This window comes from Mesorhizobium sp. A623 (assembly GCF_054489405.1).
Genome location: NZ_JBTMXB010000031.1, coordinates 1 through 15,136, shown reverse-complemented (window position 1 = coordinate 15,136; position 15,136 = coordinate 1). Strand labels below are relative to the sequence as shown.

Genomic DNA, 15,136 nt, shown 5'->3' with positions numbered 1-15,136 from the left:
TGCACAAAGCCACGACCTGGCCGGCGCTCAACAGCACAGCCGGGCCTACCATTCGACACAGATCTTGCCGAAATGGCCGCCGCTGATTTGATAGCGGAAGGCCTCTGGCAGCTGCTCAAAGTCGTAGGTGCGGTCGATAATCGGTCGAAGCCGGGAGGCGTCGAGTGCCGACACGTAATCCTGCTGATCGCGTCGGCTGCCGACGATGAGGCCCTGAAGGCGCACCTGCTTGCGCATAAGTTCCGAGGTCGGCACTTCGCCTTGCCGACCCGTGAGCACGCCGATCAAAGCGATGTGTCCGCCCACTCTGACGGCTTCAATGGACTGCGGCAGCGTGCCCGGCCCGCCGATCTCGACGATGTGATCGATACCGCAGCCGCTGGTGAACTGCTTAGCCACTTCGCCCCAGTTCTGGGTTTCGCGATAGTTGATGACATGGTCAGCGCCGAGGGCGCGCAGGCGCTCAAGTTTTTCGTTCGAGGATGATGTAGCAATGACCGTGGCGCCCATGAGCTTGGCGATCTGGAGCGCGGCGATCGACACCCCGCCAGTGCCCATAACCAGCACCGTTTCCCCGGCCTTGAGACTACCGTCGACCACAAGCCCCCGCCACGCTGTCAAGCCTGCGGTGGTGATTGTGGCGGCTTCGCAATGAGACCAACTGGCGGGCGAGTGCGTAAAGCCATACGCAGGTCGCACGACATGGGTGGTTGCCATCCCATCGATGCCATCGCCCGGAGTGCCCGAAAAGGTGCTGACCGCTGCGAAGGGTGGGCCGGCCTGCCACTGCGGGAAGAAGCAGGAGACCACGCGGTCGCCGGGGTGAAATGCTGTTACATCTTGGCCCACGGCGTCGACCACCCCGGCGCCGTCGGACATCAGGATGCGCCCATCCGCAGTGGGAAGACCGCCGTTTGCGACGAGGAGGTCGTGGTAATTCAGCGACGTCGCGTGGATGGCGACGCGGATCTCGTTCGGGCCTGGTTCGCCCGGATCAGGACGTTCGACAAGTTCAAGGCGATCCAAACCGCCTGGAGTCCGAACAGCAAAGGCCTTCATACGACACCTCTTGATTGAGCCTATCCACGGTTTAGTCGCCGTTTGGAGCTGCCAAACGGCATTGACTCGTGAGGACCTAGTCGCTTCCTCGCCGCCGACTCCGTGGACAACTCTGGGCTTTCCGTCGGCGAGATTGCTGACGGGGGCAAAGACCCGTCAGACCGGTAGCGAGCGCCCGGCGCGAGAAGTGCTCGGCGACAGTGATGGCCGTGGATTCGCCACCGATCAGACTGGCGTCCGAGAGATCGCGAACGATCTCCCGGATCGGCCCGACAGGCACGAACTCTGACGTGCCGATGGCGAAGGCTGCCACGGCGAGTGTGAGCAGCAAGCCGCGCGCTCCTCACGCCGTGACATCGTCTACATAGTGGACCGCGAATCCGGCTCTCCCAGGCGCGACATCGTCGGCCATCGTGTGACGATCCGGGAAGTCGCCGCCATTCTGCGAGCGGAACGAGATGGGCGTATCGGCGAATAGCCCTTCGAGCCGACTGCGCCAAGCCGCCTTGACCGCCTCGACTTCTTCGCCGGTGGTGATGTGGGCCGCACCATAGACGGGATGAATCGGAAGCACGTCCATGCCGGGATAGAACAGTGCGCCGTGGGTGAGCGGAAACAGCAACTGGTCGATCGGGCCGTTGATGCCGCGCGGACCGTAGTCGGCCTCTGGACCGCCCGTCATGACGTTCACGAGCGCCCGCTTGCCCTTTAGGATGCCGTCGCCGAAGCGGTACTCGTTGGTGCCGTTCTTGTAGCCATAGGCAAAGCCAAAGGCGTATACGCGCTCGATCCAACCCTTGAGGATCGCCGGCACGCCATACCACCACAGAGGGAACTGTAGGATCACCGCATCGGCCGCGAGCAGCTTGGCCTGTTCGGCAGCAACGTCCGGGGACTGTTGGCCGGTAGAGTACGCATTGGCCGATTCCATGATGAACGAGAGGCGTTCGGGATTGGTGCGGCTTGGGAAGTCTTCGGCGTCGAACACAGCTTTCCAGCGCATGCCATAGAGGTCAGACTGCAAAACCTCGTGCCCCTGGGAAGTGAGCGTTTGGACGCTGACATCGACGAGTTGGCGCGTGATCGAAGCTGGCTCTGGGTGAGCGTAGATGATGAGAATCTTCTTGGTCACGGATGTCTCCTGGGGCGTATGCGCGATTTACTTGCGGTCTTTTGGATGGACCGCGGACTGGAGCGGAGGAACCAACACCGCCCCGAAATGCGGCTTGCCATTGCTTTCTGAACCTGACGCAAGCATATGTGAAATCGATAGTGTTTTGAGATGCAATACATATGGTGGATACCAGCCGCATCGACCTTAGCCTGTTGGCGACTCTTGAGGTCTTGCTCGCCGAGCGGAACGTGACCAAGGCGGCCGCTCGGCTACACCTGAGCCAGCCGGCCGTTAGCGCGCAGTTGGCGCGGCTACGTGACCTCTTCGACGATCCCCTGCTTGTTCCCGCTCAGCGCGGGATGACTCCTACGGCCAAGGCCCTCGACCTCGCGCAGCCGCTACGCGACGCGCTGGATCAGCTGCGCAATATCTTGCACTCTCATTGGGATTTCGATCCCACCACTGCGGAGTTGACCGTCACGATCGCCTGTTCGGATTACATTCAGGCTGCGGTGATTATGCCGCTCGTACTGGCATTGAGGCAAAGAGCTCCCGGCGTGCGGGTGGCGGTTCGACATTTGATCCCCGCCCAGATGGATCAGCAGCTGACGAACGGCGAGACCGATCTGGTCATCGCCACACCAGACCCAGCTCTGCCGCATCTTCGGACCTGCTCCTTGTTCGATGAGACCTATGTGCTCGTCGGCCGATGGGATCATCCGCATCTGAAAAGCGGTCTGACAATCGACGAGTATGTTCAATTAGAGCATGTTGTGGTCTCGCGGCGCGGCGGTAATTTCAAGACGCCGGTGGATAACGCCCTGGAGATCCTCGGGCGTCGACGCAACGTCGTTATGTCGGCCGCCTCTTTTCTTTTCGTTCCTGAAATTGTTTCAGGAAGCGATCTTGTTGCACTTGTGCCCCGGCGGTTGTTTCGGACCCAGTCCGGCCGGCTCACGATGGTTGACGTTCCATGGCTCGCGGAGGCGTTTAACGTCAGTTTGATCTGGCACGAACGTGGTCACGGTCACGCAGGCCAGCGCTGGATTCGCGAATTGATCGCCGAACTCGCAGGCACGGCGACTGAAGACGGCGTGAATGCCGAGCGCACAAAGTCTGAGACATAGGCGGCCCGCACCATGAGAACCTCCGTCAAACGCGTCGAGGCGCGTTCGGAATTTTCTTCCGCTATCACTCAAGCTGATATCAAGGGAAAGAATTCACGATTGGTGCAATTCTAATCATGCTGTCATTCGTAGCGGATGAGCCTTGCGTGGCTACATGCGATGCTGGGAACCGCCCGTGCAATAAGTCGTGCTGATACGGCTCCTTGGAGCGGCCGGCATAGGTGGTTCTGGCGCCAGGCAGGCATTTACCGTTAAGCGCGCGCGGGTTGATCTGCTTAGGAGCGGCGGACTTGCCGGTTCAGATCCGCCACATCAACTATGTGATCGCTGCCGCGGACCACGGAAGCTTCCGCCGAGCAGCTGGTGTGTTGGGTATACAAGAGTCGGCGATCAGTCGCCGTGTGCGTGATCTGGAAGATCGCCTTGGGGCGAAGTTGTTCACTCGATCACCTAGTGGCGTTCAACTGACCCTCGCGGGCGAGCAGTTCGTCGAACGCGGCCGAAAGGCCCTTTCACAGATTGGGCTTGCCAGAACTGAGGTGGCCGCGGTGGCACGTGGCGAGAGCGGGCATGTGCGGATCGGGATCTTTTCGTCGCTAGCCTCTGGTTTTCTTTCCGAGCTGATCCAAGCTTTCGGAAAGCAGTATGGCGCGATACGTCTAACCTTTGTCGATGGAAATCCGGCTGAACATGTAGCCGCGGTGCGTCGGCATCAGCTAGGCCGTGTGGACTCTTGGGATTCCCAAGGCTGAGCAAATCAGATTCAAAGGCTGTCTTTTGGAGGCAGCCATGGGTGTTCTCGGGGTCATTTGCGGGAGGGGGCGAAATGACACCCTAAGGAACCGGCCCATCTGTATTCGCCAATGAGGTTGATATGCTCCCAGCCAAGCGGCGAGACGTGAGCGAGGAGTTCGGGCGGAATGGGCAATCCGGCTTGCTTCCGGTTTTGGACGGCGTCACCGAGTTTCAGGGTGTTCCAAAAAATGATAATGGCGGTGAGCAGGTTCAAACCTGCGATCCAGTAATGCTGGCCTTCGGTGGAACGATCACGGATTTCGCCGCGCCGATAGAAATTGACGGCTTGCTTCAAGGCATGATGTGACTCGCCTTTGTTCAAGCCCACTCGCGCACGGCGCTGCATGCCAACATCCATGATCCAGTTGATCATGAAGAGTGTTCGTTCGACCCGGCCAACTTCCCGCAACGCCAGAGCCAGCTCGTTTTGTCTGGGATATGACGCGAGTTTCCGCAAGATTTGGCTGGGTGGCATGATGCCGGCGGTCATCGTGGCGGCAATGCGCAGGATATCCGGCCAATTCCGCTCGATGAGAGATTCCTTTACTTTATCGGTGATCAACGGACGCAGATTGGCTGGCGCACTGGCCGGATCAAAAACATAAAATCGTTTGGACGGCAGATCCCGGATGTGCGGGATAAATGAGAAGCCAGTAATCGAGCAGGCGGCAAAGACGTGATCGGTGAAGCCGCCTGTATCGGCGTATTGCTCGTGTATGCGCTTTCCAGTCTCGTTCAACCTGCCCTGCGCGAATGGGGCCGCCGCCACACCGCCGAGTTCGAAAAACTCGATAGCCTCGGCGATTGCGGGAAACTGTCGCTGCCCGATTATTCTAGGCGCGCGGCGCGTCGTCTTCGCCCTCGACCATCAGCTTTCCGATCAATTCGCGAACCCAGCGCTGCCCGGCATGGCCGTGACAACGTTCGTGCCAGATCAAGCCAATATCGAACCGTTCGCTCAGCCAGGGCAGATCGATGATCGTCAGCCTTTCCGATTGGGCACGAAACAGCCGCCTGGGCACGAGCGCGACAAGATCGCTGCTGGAAACAATTTCGGGAATGAACAAGAACGAGCCCGCTGACATGACGACATTGCGCCGATAACCGAGAACCCCCAAGGCGTCGTCAACTGGTGTCTCGAAATTGCCGCCTCGCCGTGAGACGACAACATGTTCCAGTCTGACATATTCCTCGATCGTCAGACCAGCCTTCAAATCCGGGTGGCTTTGCCTCCCGATGAGGACATATGTTTCCTCGTAAAGGTGACATGCACGTAGATGCTGCATCGCGGGATCGGGTGTGGCGATCACCAAATCGATATCGCCGTTCGCCAACTGCTGTTCCATGAGGGCGGGGGACAGGTGCCAAACCGCCACGCGCACGCCTGGTGCTATCCGCCGGAGCGCCAAGACGAGCGGCATCACAACGGCTGCCTGGACATAATCCGAGCAAGCGATCGACACAGCGAGTTGCGCCGTTTCGGGATCGAAGTCCCTGTGGGATTGCAGTGTCGAGCGCACCCGATCCAACGCTTCGCGCAATTGCGGGGCAAGTTCTGTTGCCTTGGCGGTCGGGGTCATTCCGCGCTGGGCGGGAAGAAGTAAGGGATCGTCGAACAAATCCCGCAGCCGCGCGAGTTGCGCACTGACTGCCGGCTGGCTGAGATGGAGCTTCGCCGCCGCCTTGGTGACGTTCCGTTCGTCGAGCAGCACTTCGAGCGTTGCCAGAAGGTTGAGGTCGATGCGGCTGGTATCCACCACCTTTATTCCTGAACAAAATTTAATCGATTTCACATATGGCTGAAAAGCCTCCATCATGCAAGCACCGATGCGGGGGCTTCACCAATCCCTCCCGCGGGAGGCAAGGATGATCATCGTCAGTTTTCTTTACCCCAATACTGAGGAAGCGCGCTTCGATGCCGCCTATTATGTCGAGAACCATGTGCCCATGACCCTGGGCCTGCTTGGCGACGCTGTTAGAGGGGTGATCGTCGAAACCGGCATTGGCGGCGCACAGCCGGGTGCCCCCGCGCCCTACATCGCCGCGTTTCACGCGCTATTCGAGTCGCCGGATAGCTTTCAAAAAGCATTCCGCGCGCACGCGGCCGAAATTCAGGGCGACGGACCGAGCTTCACAAACATCGCGCCGGTCGTTCAGATCGGAAATGTGAGCGTCGTGACGTTGATGGCCGACACAAAGAAAGCGGCCGAACGCCAAAACACGGCCCCACCGCGTGGCACATCCGGTTCGGAACCGCCGCCCGCCATCTTAAACACCATCCAATCGGGAGATGCAGATGTTCACCTATCACACTAAAGAAACCGCGGCCGCAGAATCCCAGGCGCAGATCGGCGTTTCGCTTAAGACCTTCAGATTCCTTCCGAAGCTGCACCAGCTTCTCGCCGAAGCGCCGATCACTTATGAGATCTACAACAGCGCATGGCCGCCATGTACGAACGTTCGACGCTGTCACCCGTCGAGCAGGAAACCGTCCTGATGACGGCGAGTTATCATAATCGCTGCCACTATTGCATGGCCAGCCACTCGATGCTGATGAAGATGAAGAAGCTGCCCGAGGATGTTATCGCGGCGCTGCGCGAAGGCCGGCCGATCAGGGATCACAAGCTGGAAACTTTGCGTCGCTTCGTTACGCTGCTGATCGACAAGCGCGCGGCCATGTCGGCGATGCCGAACTACAGACATTCATCGATGCCGGCTACATCAAGCGTCAGGCGCTCGAAGTGCTTACAGGGCTTGCCGCCAAGCTCATCTCCAACTTCACCAACGCGCTGGCCCATACCGAGCTTGACGATCCGGTGAAACCGCTGGCTGGGTACATCCCAGCGAGCGCTGAAGCGCACCCCTCCACTCCACGACAGAGACCAGAGAAGCATGATGATGAAGAATATCCTTATTGTATCTGCGCACCCCGAACCAACCTCGCTCACCCGGCAGTTGGTCGATGTTACTGTCGAGACGCTTGGCGCCGCCGGACACGAGATCGTGCAATCCGAACTTTACGGCATGAAGTGGAAAGCGGTGTTCGACGCCGACGACTTTCCCGTCCGCACCAATCCCGACCGGCTGTCGTTCATCATGGAGTCGGGCCATGCCTATGCGACCGGCAACCAGACGCCGGATGTTGTTTCCGAACAGGCCAAACTTCTTGCCGCGGACGCGGTCATCCTGCAGTTCCCGCTGTGGTGGTACAGCGTGCCCGCGATCCTGAAGGGCTGGATCGAGCGCGTCTATGCCTTTGGTTTCGCTTATGGCTACGAGAACGGCACCAACGAGTTTCGCTTCGGGGACGGCATCCTGAAGGGCAAGCGCGCGCTGGTAAATGTTCAGGCCGGTGGACCTGTGGCGGACTATGGCCCGCGCGGGATCAACGCACCGATTGAGGAGCTGCTCTTTCCGCTGACCCACGGCGCGCTCTTCTATCCGGGCATGGAGGTGCTGCCCACGCACGCTGTCTACAGCGCCGGCCATGTCTCCACCGCCGAAGAGGTCGAGGCGATCAAGGCGGGCTGGCGCGCGCGACTCGCCGGGCTTTTCACCGACGCGCCAATCCCGTTCCGTGTGCAGAACGGAGGCGATTTTCCCGATCGTCACACCATGGCGGATGACGTCGCGCCGGGCCAGACCGGCATCGTCGCGCATGTCGCCGATAGGGTGGTCGAGACGGTTGACGCGTGAGGCACGACGATCATGAAGCCTGCGCTGATCGCGCTGGCTGCGGGAGTATTTGCCATTGGCACGACTGAGTTCGTGATCATCGGCCTGGTTCCCGGGATCGCGCGCGATCTCGGGATAACACTCCCGGCGGCTGGTCTCCTCGTTTCCGGCTATGCCCTCGCCGTGACCGTCGGTGCCCCCACGGTCACGGCGTTAGTCGGGCATCTGCCGCGCCGGCCGCTAGCGGTTGCCTTGATGCTGCTGTTCGCGCTCGGCAATCTCTTGAGCGGCTTCGCATCCGGCTATGGCGTGATGCTGGCGGGACGCATCGTCACTGGCGTGGCGCACGGCGTCTTTTTCTCCATCGGGGCCACGATCGCGATGTCGTTGGTGGAACGGTCACGCGGGCTGATGTTCGCCGGCCTCACCGTTGCCATGGTGGTTGGCGTTCCGTCAGGAACATTCATCGGCCAGCGACTTGGTTGGCGCGCGCCCTTCTTTGCCATCGCCGGGCTGGGCACGCTGGCAGCGACGTTTCTGCAAATTCTGCTGCCGCGCCAGATTTCCTTTGAACCGTCGGCGGGCTTCCTCTCTCAGTTCAGGCTGTTGCAACAACCGAAGTTGCTCGCGCTCTATGCCAAAACCGGCGAGAAATGGAAAGGTCTCGGAGCAATCGCCGCCAAACAGGATTGGTATGGCTGGCAATGCCAGGATCTCGCGCGTCTTCGCCTCAATCTTGGCCCGGTTGCCGGCATTGTCATACGTCGTGGTAGGAATATCGCCGGCATCGATACAACACACCGGCTTGCCGTCGAACAGCGGGCCGTTGAGGTCGAAATCCCAATGCTCGACAAGCGAGGCATCTTCCTGGCTCGCGGCGCGGATGGCATCCGCAGCTTGGGCATGGCCGCTGTTATCCTTGCCGGGTAAGTGCTTCCGTGACCGACGCCGAAGATCACGATACGTGGCGTTTGGTCGTCCGCAAGGTAATCGGCGAAGCCGAGGAAAGCATGTGAGGCGTTCATTTTGCGATCCTATGACACTGAAGTGGATGCGTTTGCGAAGGGTCTGTGCTTCTACGTTAAATTGAGAACGCGCTTTCCATAATCTCTGAGTTCGCCGTTTGGGCTGACATAGCGATAGAGAGTGACGCGCTTGATCCCGAGTTCCTTGCACAGATCGGAGACGGAAGTGTCGCGTTGAGCCATGGCGGCCTGTGCAAGGCGCACCTGCGCTTTGGTGAGGGCGAACTTTCGTCCGCCTTTTCTGCCTCGCGCCCGGGCGGCAGCAAGACCTGCCATGGTGCGCTCGCGGATCAGGTCGCGCTCGAACTCGGCCAGGGTGGCGAAGATGCCGAACACCATGCGACCGGATGCGGTCGTGGTATCGATCTGGGCGCCCTTTCCGGTCAGCACCCGCAGGCCGACATTTCTGTCTGTTAGATCCTTTACCGTATTGACGAGGTGGGCAAGTGACCGCCCGAGGCGATCGAGTTTCCAAACCACCAACACATCGCCGGCGCGCAAGGATTTCAAGCAGGCGGTCAGCCCGGACCGATCATCACGACTGCCGGAAGCGCGATCCTCATAGATGTTGTCCTGTTCGACGCCGGCAGCGCGTAGCGCGTCGTGCTGCAAGTCGAGGGACTGCGACCCATCAGCTTTGGAAACACGGGCATATCCGATCAGCATGTTTCTTAAACGTTGGTTTGAGGCGGTGAAGAAGACGCGATTGATTTGTTCATGCAAACTGTATCTTAACTGGCATCATAAACAAAGCCCCTTAAAGCTAGATGAATTTAGAATAAGGTACAAGCATGCCGCGCCGCATCATTTTAACCGACCGCCAGAAGACTGCACTCTTTCGCCTGCCCGTAGAACAGGCAGGCCTCCTCAGGCATTATACCCTCAGCGACGAAGATCTCGAACATATCAGGCACCGCCGCCGGGCTCATAACAAGTTCGGTTTCGCCCTGCAGCTTTGCGTCCTGCGTTATCCTGGCCGTATACTGGCGCCAGGGGAAATCATCCCCCTCGAGATTGTAGAATTCATCGGAGCGCAGCTTGGACTGAACGGAGACGATCTTCTCGACTATGCCGTTCGTGAAGAAACGCGCCACGAACATCTTGCGGAGCTGCGCCAGATATACGGCTTTTGCTCTTTTACCGGGCGTGAAGCGGGTGATCTGAAAGAGTGGATTTACAAAGAAGCAGAGCACGCTGTCTCCAACGAGGACCTGGTGCATCGGTTCGTGGAGGCCTGCCGGCATCGCTTGATCATTCTGCCAGCTGTCACCACAATTGAACGATTGTGTGCGGATGCATTGGTCGATGCTGAGCGCCGGATAGAGGCACGAATCGCCGATCGACTTGCTCCTGACGTTCGCCAAGAACTGTTGGGCTTGCTTGCTGATACTGTGGATGGCCGGGTGACCCGCTTCGTCTGGCTGCGACAGATCGAGCCTGGCAACAATTCGGCTGACGCCAATCGCCTGATGGACAAGCTAGAATATTTGCAAGGAATTCACCTTCCGGACGATCTCTTTCTGGACGTGCCGGCTCATCGGGTAACACGTCTGCGCAGACACGGGGAGCGCTACTACGCCGATGGTATGCGGGACTTGCCAGTGGAGCGCCGCCTTGCGATCCTTGCTGTCTGTGCATCGGAATGGCAATCCAAGCTGGCTGACACCATTATCGAGACGCATGACCGTATTGTCGGCAAGCTCTACCGATCGGCGGAGCGGCTTTGCGAGGCCAAAATTGCCGATGAAAAGATCGCCGTTCGCCAGACCTTGAAATCTTTCGCGGAACTGGGCGGAACCTTGATCGGAGCGCAAGATGATGGCGAGGCCCTCGATGCTGTCATCAGCACAAAGCCAGGCTGGGACGGGTTGCGTTTGCTTGTCGCCACTGCATCAAGACTGACGGACACGCTGGCTACAGACCCTCTCAGTCACGTGCTCACTGGATATCACCGGTTTCGCCGCTATACGCCAAGAATGTTGATGCTGCTGGATATTCACGCAGCAGCGGTCGCCATTCCTCTCTTGAACGCGGTGCAGATATTGCGCCGCGGTGATGGCAAGGAGCATCCACGGGATTTTCTACGGAACGGATCAAAATGGCATCGCCATCTGCGCGCGCAACCCAATGACGATCACCGGCTTTGGGAGGTCAGTGTGCTGTTTCATCTGCGGGATGCTTTCAGGTCCGGCGATATCTGGCTGACCCAGTCGCGCCGTTATGGCGATCTGAAGCAGGTGTTGGTTCCAGCACAGGCTGTCACTCACACTGCTCATCTTGCCATCCCCTTGCGACCTCAGGAATGGTTATCAGACCGAAGATCACGGCTGGACATTGCGCTCAAAGCCCTGGGGCGCGCGGCCCGAAATGGCACGATTCCTGGCGGCTCCATTGAAAACGGTGTGCTCCATGTCGACAAACTGGAAGCTGATGTGCCGGGCGGCGCCGAGGATATGGTGCTCGATCTCTACAAACGCATGCCCGATACCAAGATCACCGATCTGTTGCTTGAGGTCGACACCATCACAGGTTTTTCAGATGCGTTCACGCATTTGCGCACTGGGGCGCCATGCGCCGACCGGATCGGCCTGATGAATGTCATTCTGGCCGAGGGGATCAACCTCGGTCTGCGCAAAATGGCCGAAGCAACTCACACGCACGGCTTCTGGGAACTGATGCGTATAGCGCGTTGGCACGTAGAAGGCGAGGCTTACAACCGGGCCTTGGCGATGGTTGTTGAAGCGCACGCCAAACTACCCATGGCGGCCTTCTGGGGCACAGGCCTGACCGCATCAAGCGACGGACAGTTTTTCCGGGCCAGCCAAAAAGGCGAGGCAATGAATCTAGTCAATGCCAAGTATGGAAACGAGCCCGGACTCAAGGCCTACAGCCATGTCTCGGACCAGTATGCTCCATTCTCTACACAAGTGATCCCCGCCACAGCCAGTGAAGCCCCTTATATTCTCGATGGCCTCCTGATGAACGAGACAGGCAAACGAATCCGCGAGCAATATGCCGATACAGGTGGCTTTACCGATCACGTTTTTGCCGCCTGTTCGATCACTGGCTTTGCATTTATCCCGCATATCCGGGATTTACCGTCCAAACGGCTCTATGCTTTTGATCCAGCAAGTGCGCCAGCCCATTTACGTCCGCTGATCGGCGGCAAGCTCAGCGAACCTCTCATTGAACGGAACTGGCCGGATATCCTGCGTGTTGCCGCCACGATGACTGCCGGTATCATGCTACCCAGCCAGATCTTACGGAAACTTGCATCATATCCCAGGCAAAACGAACTGGCTGTCGCTTTACGGGAGGTTGGCCGGATCGAACGCACGCTTTTCATGATCAACTGGATCATGGACGTCGGTATGCAGCGGCGTGCACGGGTCGGCCTGAACAAAGGCGAGTCACATCATGCCTTGAAGCAAGCAGTTAATTTTTATCGGCGCGGTGAAATCCGTGATCGTTCCACCGAAGGCCAGCACTACAGAATCGCAGGCCTCAATCTTCTCACCGCTATCATCATCTTCTGGAATACCCTGAAACTAGGCGATGCCGTCAAAAGTCGAGACAATGCCGGTTTACCAGTTCCGCCTGAACTCCTCGCTCACGTCTCGCCGCTTGGCTGGGAACATATAAATTTAATCGGAGAGTATAGGTGGCCCATCGCTTAAAGTAGGATTTCGCCCCATCCCGCAAATAACCCCTTGTATTCCGCCCAGTTCGTCAAGGCCATGGTCGCACTCCTATGTTGGCAGTTGGGGTATCCGATGCGAGCCTCTATCTTGGCTTTCCGGACCCCGAGATTGGCGAAATTGAGCGTTATTTGAGTTCAAGCACCTCGTTCCATTTTCCGGTTCGCGTCGAGTTCCAGTACTCCTACCACGAGATAATGAAAAGATTCAAATAACCTATATACAAAGCACCAATTAGCGTCGAAATGCGTAATTCCATGTTCGTAACGCCGTGCGCATCGATGATTTCATTAATATAATCAAGCAATACTATATTCCTATTCTATCAAAAGATCCGCATAATCAATCGACACGACAATTCTATAAAATTGTTATCGTGCTCTGTGATGCAATACAAAATCAAAACTATTCAACACGATCTGATTTCCCAGTTGCTATTTTCTCGCCTCGACCGGTCGGCACAGCATCGCCTCCGCGGAGCGCACCTCGCATGCCGAAATGGCAGGGGCTAACCCAGTTCAATTCAAAGAAGACAAGGAAACTGGCGGAGACACGAACCCAGAAATCGTTACTTCTTTTCTGTAGAGTCTCGGCCTCGGCGGCCCTAACAGACCAATATCCCAGCTCGACGGGCGACTGCCATGAAGGCACGCCTCACCTCAGGAGGCTTCCGTAAGCCATCAATCGCATCGCGGCACGCCCTGTATGCAGAGCGGTAGGTACGCACGTGCGCCATTGCGGCCAATGGCCGTACAACACCTCGATGGCCTCCCAGGGGTTGGCAACCATACGGCGACCAGTGTTCCTGACTTTGAGCCGAACTGGGTTGGAAAAGCCTGTATCACTCATCACTTCCTCCATTTTTGAGCAAGCAACTGGGCGCCGATCTGGCAAGGCACCTCATCCCCAATATGGCCACTACAACCACAGATTTCAAGCAAGTTGATATAACTACTATCGCGCGTGACTTGCATCAAGGCGATTATCGCGAATTTCTGTGGCGCCCGGCGCGAACTCGACGGTCTCTAAGTGCTGCTGATAGGACCCCTGCATTTAGAGAAACCCGCTCGACCGCTGCCGACGCCGCTGCCGGTTTCGGTCGTCTGGCCGCCATCAACCGCGATCGCTATTTCGGCTGCAGGGCTCCTGCTACCGACCTCAGCTTGCACGTCAACTGCACAGTTGCAACCTATCCGCCAACGAAGCCGAACGGGATGGCCGCCGCACACACCGCCCGCAGAACGGGGCGAAACAGACTACTGCGGTTCCTGCTTCAGATAGGCGATGACGTTTGCGACATCCTCGTCGTTCTTCAGTCCGGGGAACGCCATCTTGTTGCCTTTGACCAACGCCTTGGGATCGTGGAGATACTTGGTCAGCGTGGCCTTGTCCCAGACCACGCCAGAGCTGGTTCGAGAAATCTGGGCATCGGTGATAAGTGGAAATTCTGCCTGAGATCGGCATGATGCCCGTGAACAGGAGAGACCATGACCAGACGACCGCGCCGGAACCACAGCCCGGCCTTTAAGGCGAAAGTTGCGCTTGCCGCGATCAAGGGCGAGAAGACGCTGGCCGAATTGGCCGATCAGTATGACATCCACGCCAATCAGATCACGTCCTGGCGTACGCAGCTTCTGGAAGGGGCTGCCGAGGTCTTGGTCGGATATCACTGCGCCAACATGTGGGAGTGAGGGTCTTGAAAAATCGCGAGACTGGCGCTGCCCTCTGGTACCCGCCAATGCGCGTTGGCACGCGCGACGTGGGCCGTATCTCGAATGGTACGCCGACAGCGTCAAGAATCCTGACAAGTTTTGGGGCGAGCAGGGCAAGCGCATCGACTGGTTCAAGCCCTACACCAAGGTCAAGAATGCGTCCTTCGACGGCGACGTTTCGATCAAATGGTTCGAAGACGGCGAGACCAACGTTTCCTATTGTTGCGCCATGGCGGGGGTTGCCGCCGCTTCGCCATGGCGCGACAGTAGGAGATTCACCAACAACCGAAGGAGACAAGCTATGTTTACCCAAAACGAAGACAACGACGTAGCATCCGACGACACGATCGGTGGACGAATATCTCTTGCACGCTCGGCTTCACATTTGACCATGGCCCAGGCAGCACGTCGACTTGGTGTGCAAACGTCTACTTGGCACGCATGGGAATGCGACCGCTCCAGCCCTCGCTCTAACCGGCTGGCCATGATGGCCGGTGTTTTGGGTGTAAGCCCTTCTTGGCTGCTGACCGGCCTGGGTTCCGGGCCTGTGGACCGGAACGTCCAGGACGATTCCGAATCGCTTCTTCAGAAACTGCGCAGCGCGTCAGCGAACGCCGTTATCTCGCAGCAGAGGGTGGAAGTTCTCTTGCTGCAATTGGAGGAAAGCCGAGATCAAGATAAGGGTCACGCTGCCGCATAATCCCGATTACACGCCAGCGGTCTCAACGTTCACTCGATCAGCCTCCGGGATACCCGTCTAGCCATCTCTCCAGCGGCCCTGTTTCTTTGAATGGATAGGCCTCGTTATAAGCCGAAAGTCACCATTCCTCGTTCATCGATCTGAATAGCCCCGAGTTTTGTAGACGCTCCCAGGTTACGTTTTCTGCTGCCGTTCGAATTCGACGGGCGACAGCATCCCGTTTCTCACGTG

12 protein-coding genes and 7 pseudogenes are annotated in these 15,136 nt (G+C 58.1%); 10 read left to right on the top strand and 9 right to left on the bottom strand.

The features are described from left to right. Positions 1–45: 45 nt before the first annotated feature. The gene (locus ACX3P1_RS22305; protein WP_459081789.1) at positions 46–1,059 is read right to left on the bottom strand and encodes a zinc-dependent alcohol dehydrogenase family protein; all 1,014 of its coding nucleotides are present in this window, start codon (positions 1,057–1,059) and stop codon (positions 46–48) included. A 343-nt stretch (positions 1,060–1,402) separates the two neighbouring features. Next, positions 1,403–2,191 (bottom strand): NAD(P)H-dependent oxidoreductase, encoded by a 789-nt coding sequence (locus tag ACX3P1_RS22300; RefSeq protein WP_459081788.1) that lies wholly within the window; start codon positions 2,189–2,191, stop codon positions 1,403–1,405. Between the two features lie 161 nt (positions 2,192–2,352). Between ACX3P1_RS22300 and ACX3P1_RS22295 the strand changes: the two genes are divergently transcribed. Both ACX3P1_RS22295 and ACX3P1_RS22290 read left to right on the top strand, forming a co-directional pair. Next, positions 2,353–3,300, top strand: a complete 948-nt coding sequence (locus ACX3P1_RS22295) for a LysR family transcriptional regulator (RefSeq protein WP_459081787.1) — start codon at positions 2,353–2,355, stop codon at positions 3,298–3,300. Positions 3,301–3,590: 290 nt separating this feature from the next. After that, positions 3,591–4,052, top strand: a complete 462-nt coding sequence (locus tag ACX3P1_RS22290) for a LysR family transcriptional regulator (protein WP_459081786.1) — start codon at positions 3,591–3,593, stop codon at positions 4,050–4,052. Between the two features lie 53 nt (positions 4,053–4,105). On the opposite strand, the pseudogene ACX3P1_RS22285 reads toward ACX3P1_RS22290, so the two are convergent. After that, a pseudogene (locus ACX3P1_RS22285) lies at positions 4,106–4,822 on the bottom strand (Tn3 family transposase); the annotation flags it as partial. Positions 4,823–4,928: 106 nt separating this feature from the next. Further along, positions 4,929–5,855, bottom strand: a complete 927-nt coding sequence (locus ACX3P1_RS22280; protein ID WP_459081785.1) for a LysR family transcriptional regulator — start codon at positions 5,853–5,855, stop codon at positions 4,929–4,931. A 106-nt stretch (positions 5,856–5,961) separates the two neighbouring features. Between ACX3P1_RS22280 and ACX3P1_RS22275 the strand changes: the two genes are divergently transcribed. The 4 genes and pseudogenes from ACX3P1_RS22275 to ACX3P1_RS22260 form a co-directional block, all read left to right on the top strand. Continuing rightward, complete coding sequence (locus ACX3P1_RS22275; RefSeq protein WP_459081784.1) at positions 5,962–6,411, top strand: EthD family reductase; 450 nt, start codon at positions 5,962–5,964, stop codon at positions 6,409–6,411. Positions 6,412–6,543: 132 nt separating this feature from the next. After that, the gene (locus ACX3P1_RS22270) at positions 6,544–6,915 is read left to right on the top strand and encodes a carboxymuconolactone decarboxylase family protein (RefSeq protein WP_459081783.1); all 372 of its coding nucleotides are present in this window, start codon (positions 6,544–6,546) and stop codon (positions 6,913–6,915) included. Between the two features lie 72 nt (positions 6,916–6,987). Continuing rightward, entirely contained in the window at positions 6,988–7,791 is an 804-nt protein-coding gene (locus ACX3P1_RS22265; RefSeq protein WP_459081782.1) for an NAD(P)H-dependent oxidoreductase, read from the top strand. A 12-nt stretch (positions 7,792–7,803) separates the two neighbouring features. Further along, a pseudogene (locus ACX3P1_RS22260) lies at positions 7,804–8,319 on the top strand (MFS transporter); the annotation flags it as partial. Positions 8,320–8,376: 57 nt separating this feature from the next. Here ACX3P1_RS22260 and ACX3P1_RS22255 read toward each other — a convergent pair. Both ACX3P1_RS22255 and ACX3P1_RS22250 read right to left on the bottom strand, forming a co-directional pair. Further along, a pseudogene (locus tag ACX3P1_RS22255) lies at positions 8,377–8,795 on the bottom strand (arginase family protein); the annotation flags it as partial. A gap of 51 nt (positions 8,796–8,846) precedes the next feature. After that, positions 8,847–9,461, bottom strand: a complete 615-nt coding sequence (locus tag ACX3P1_RS22250; RefSeq protein ID WP_459081817.1) for a recombinase family protein — start codon at positions 9,459–9,461, stop codon at positions 8,847–8,849. Between the two features lie 125 nt (positions 9,462–9,586). Here ACX3P1_RS22250 and ACX3P1_RS22245 point away from each other — a divergent pair, with 125 nt between their 5' ends. Continuing rightward, positions 9,587–12,472, top strand: a complete 2,886-nt coding sequence (locus ACX3P1_RS22245; protein ID WP_459081781.1) for a Tn3 family transposase — start codon at positions 9,587–9,589, stop codon at positions 12,470–12,472. A gap of 625 nt (positions 12,473–13,097) precedes the next feature. Here ACX3P1_RS22245 and ACX3P1_RS22240 read toward each other — a convergent pair. The 3 genes and pseudogenes from ACX3P1_RS22240 to ACX3P1_RS22230 form a co-directional block, all read right to left on the bottom strand. Next, entirely contained in the window at positions 13,098–13,229 is a 132-nt protein-coding gene (locus tag ACX3P1_RS22240; RefSeq protein WP_459081780.1) for a DUF982 domain-containing protein, read from the bottom strand. 11 nt (positions 13,230–13,240) lie between these two features. After that, positions 13,241–13,342: pseudogene (locus ACX3P1_RS22235) on the bottom strand (DUF982 domain-containing protein); the annotation flags it as partial. A gap of 407 nt (positions 13,343–13,749) precedes the next feature. Then, positions 13,750–13,896: pseudogene (locus ACX3P1_RS22230) on the bottom strand (c-type cytochrome); the annotation flags it as partial. A gap of 84 nt (positions 13,897–13,980) precedes the next feature. Here ACX3P1_RS22230 and ACX3P1_RS22225 point away from each other — a divergent pair. From ACX3P1_RS22225 to ACX3P1_RS22215, 3 genes and pseudogenes are all read left to right on the top strand, one after another. After that, positions 13,981–14,148: pseudogene (locus ACX3P1_RS22225) on the top strand (transposase); the annotation flags it as partial. A 112-nt stretch (positions 14,149–14,260) separates the two neighbouring features. Beyond that, positions 14,261–14,431 (top strand): annotated as a pseudogene (locus ACX3P1_RS22220) (acetyl-coenzyme A synthetase N-terminal domain-containing protein); the annotation flags it as partial. A gap of 75 nt (positions 14,432–14,506) precedes the next feature. Continuing rightward, positions 14,507–14,905 (top strand): helix-turn-helix domain-containing protein, encoded by a 399-nt coding sequence (locus ACX3P1_RS22215; RefSeq protein ID WP_459081816.1) that lies wholly within the window; start codon positions 14,507–14,509, stop codon positions 14,903–14,905. Positions 14,906–15,136: the final 231 nt, after the last annotated feature.

What these genes read in the sequence shown, in the direction of transcription:
- ACX3P1_RS22265 (WP_459081782.1), top strand. Translation starts at nt 6,988, where the DNA reads ATGATGATGAAGAATATCCTTATTGTATCTGCGCACCCCGAACCAACC.
- ACX3P1_RS22305 (WP_459081789.1), bottom strand. Translation starts at nt 1,059, where the DNA reads ATGAAGGCCTTTGCTGTTCGGACTCCAGGCGGTTTGGATCGCCTTGAA.
- ACX3P1_RS22245 (WP_459081781.1), top strand. Translation starts at nt 9,587, where the DNA reads ATGCCGCGCCGCATCATTTTAACCGACCGCCAGAAGACTGCACTCTTT.
- ACX3P1_RS22270 (WP_459081783.1), top strand. Translation starts at nt 6,544, where the DNA reads ATGTACGAACGTTCGACGCTGTCACCCGTCGAGCAGGAAACCGTCCTG.
- ACX3P1_RS22240 (WP_459081780.1), bottom strand. Translation starts at nt 13,229, where the DNA reads ATGGCGCACGTGCGTACCTACCGCTCTGCATACAGGGCGTGCCGCGAT.
- ACX3P1_RS22295 (WP_459081787.1), top strand. Translation starts at nt 2,353, where the DNA reads ATGGTGGATACCAGCCGCATCGACCTTAGCCTGTTGGCGACTCTTGAG.
- ACX3P1_RS22215 (WP_459081816.1), top strand. Translation starts at nt 14,507, where the DNA reads ATGTTTACCCAAAACGAAGACAACGACGTAGCATCCGACGACACGATC.
- ACX3P1_RS22275 (WP_459081784.1), top strand. Translation starts at nt 5,962, where the DNA reads ATGATCATCGTCAGTTTTCTTTACCCCAATACTGAGGAAGCGCGCTTC.
- ACX3P1_RS22250 (WP_459081817.1), bottom strand. Translation starts at nt 9,461, where the DNA reads ATGCTGATCGGATATGCCCGTGTTTCCAAAGCTGATGGGTCGCAGTCC.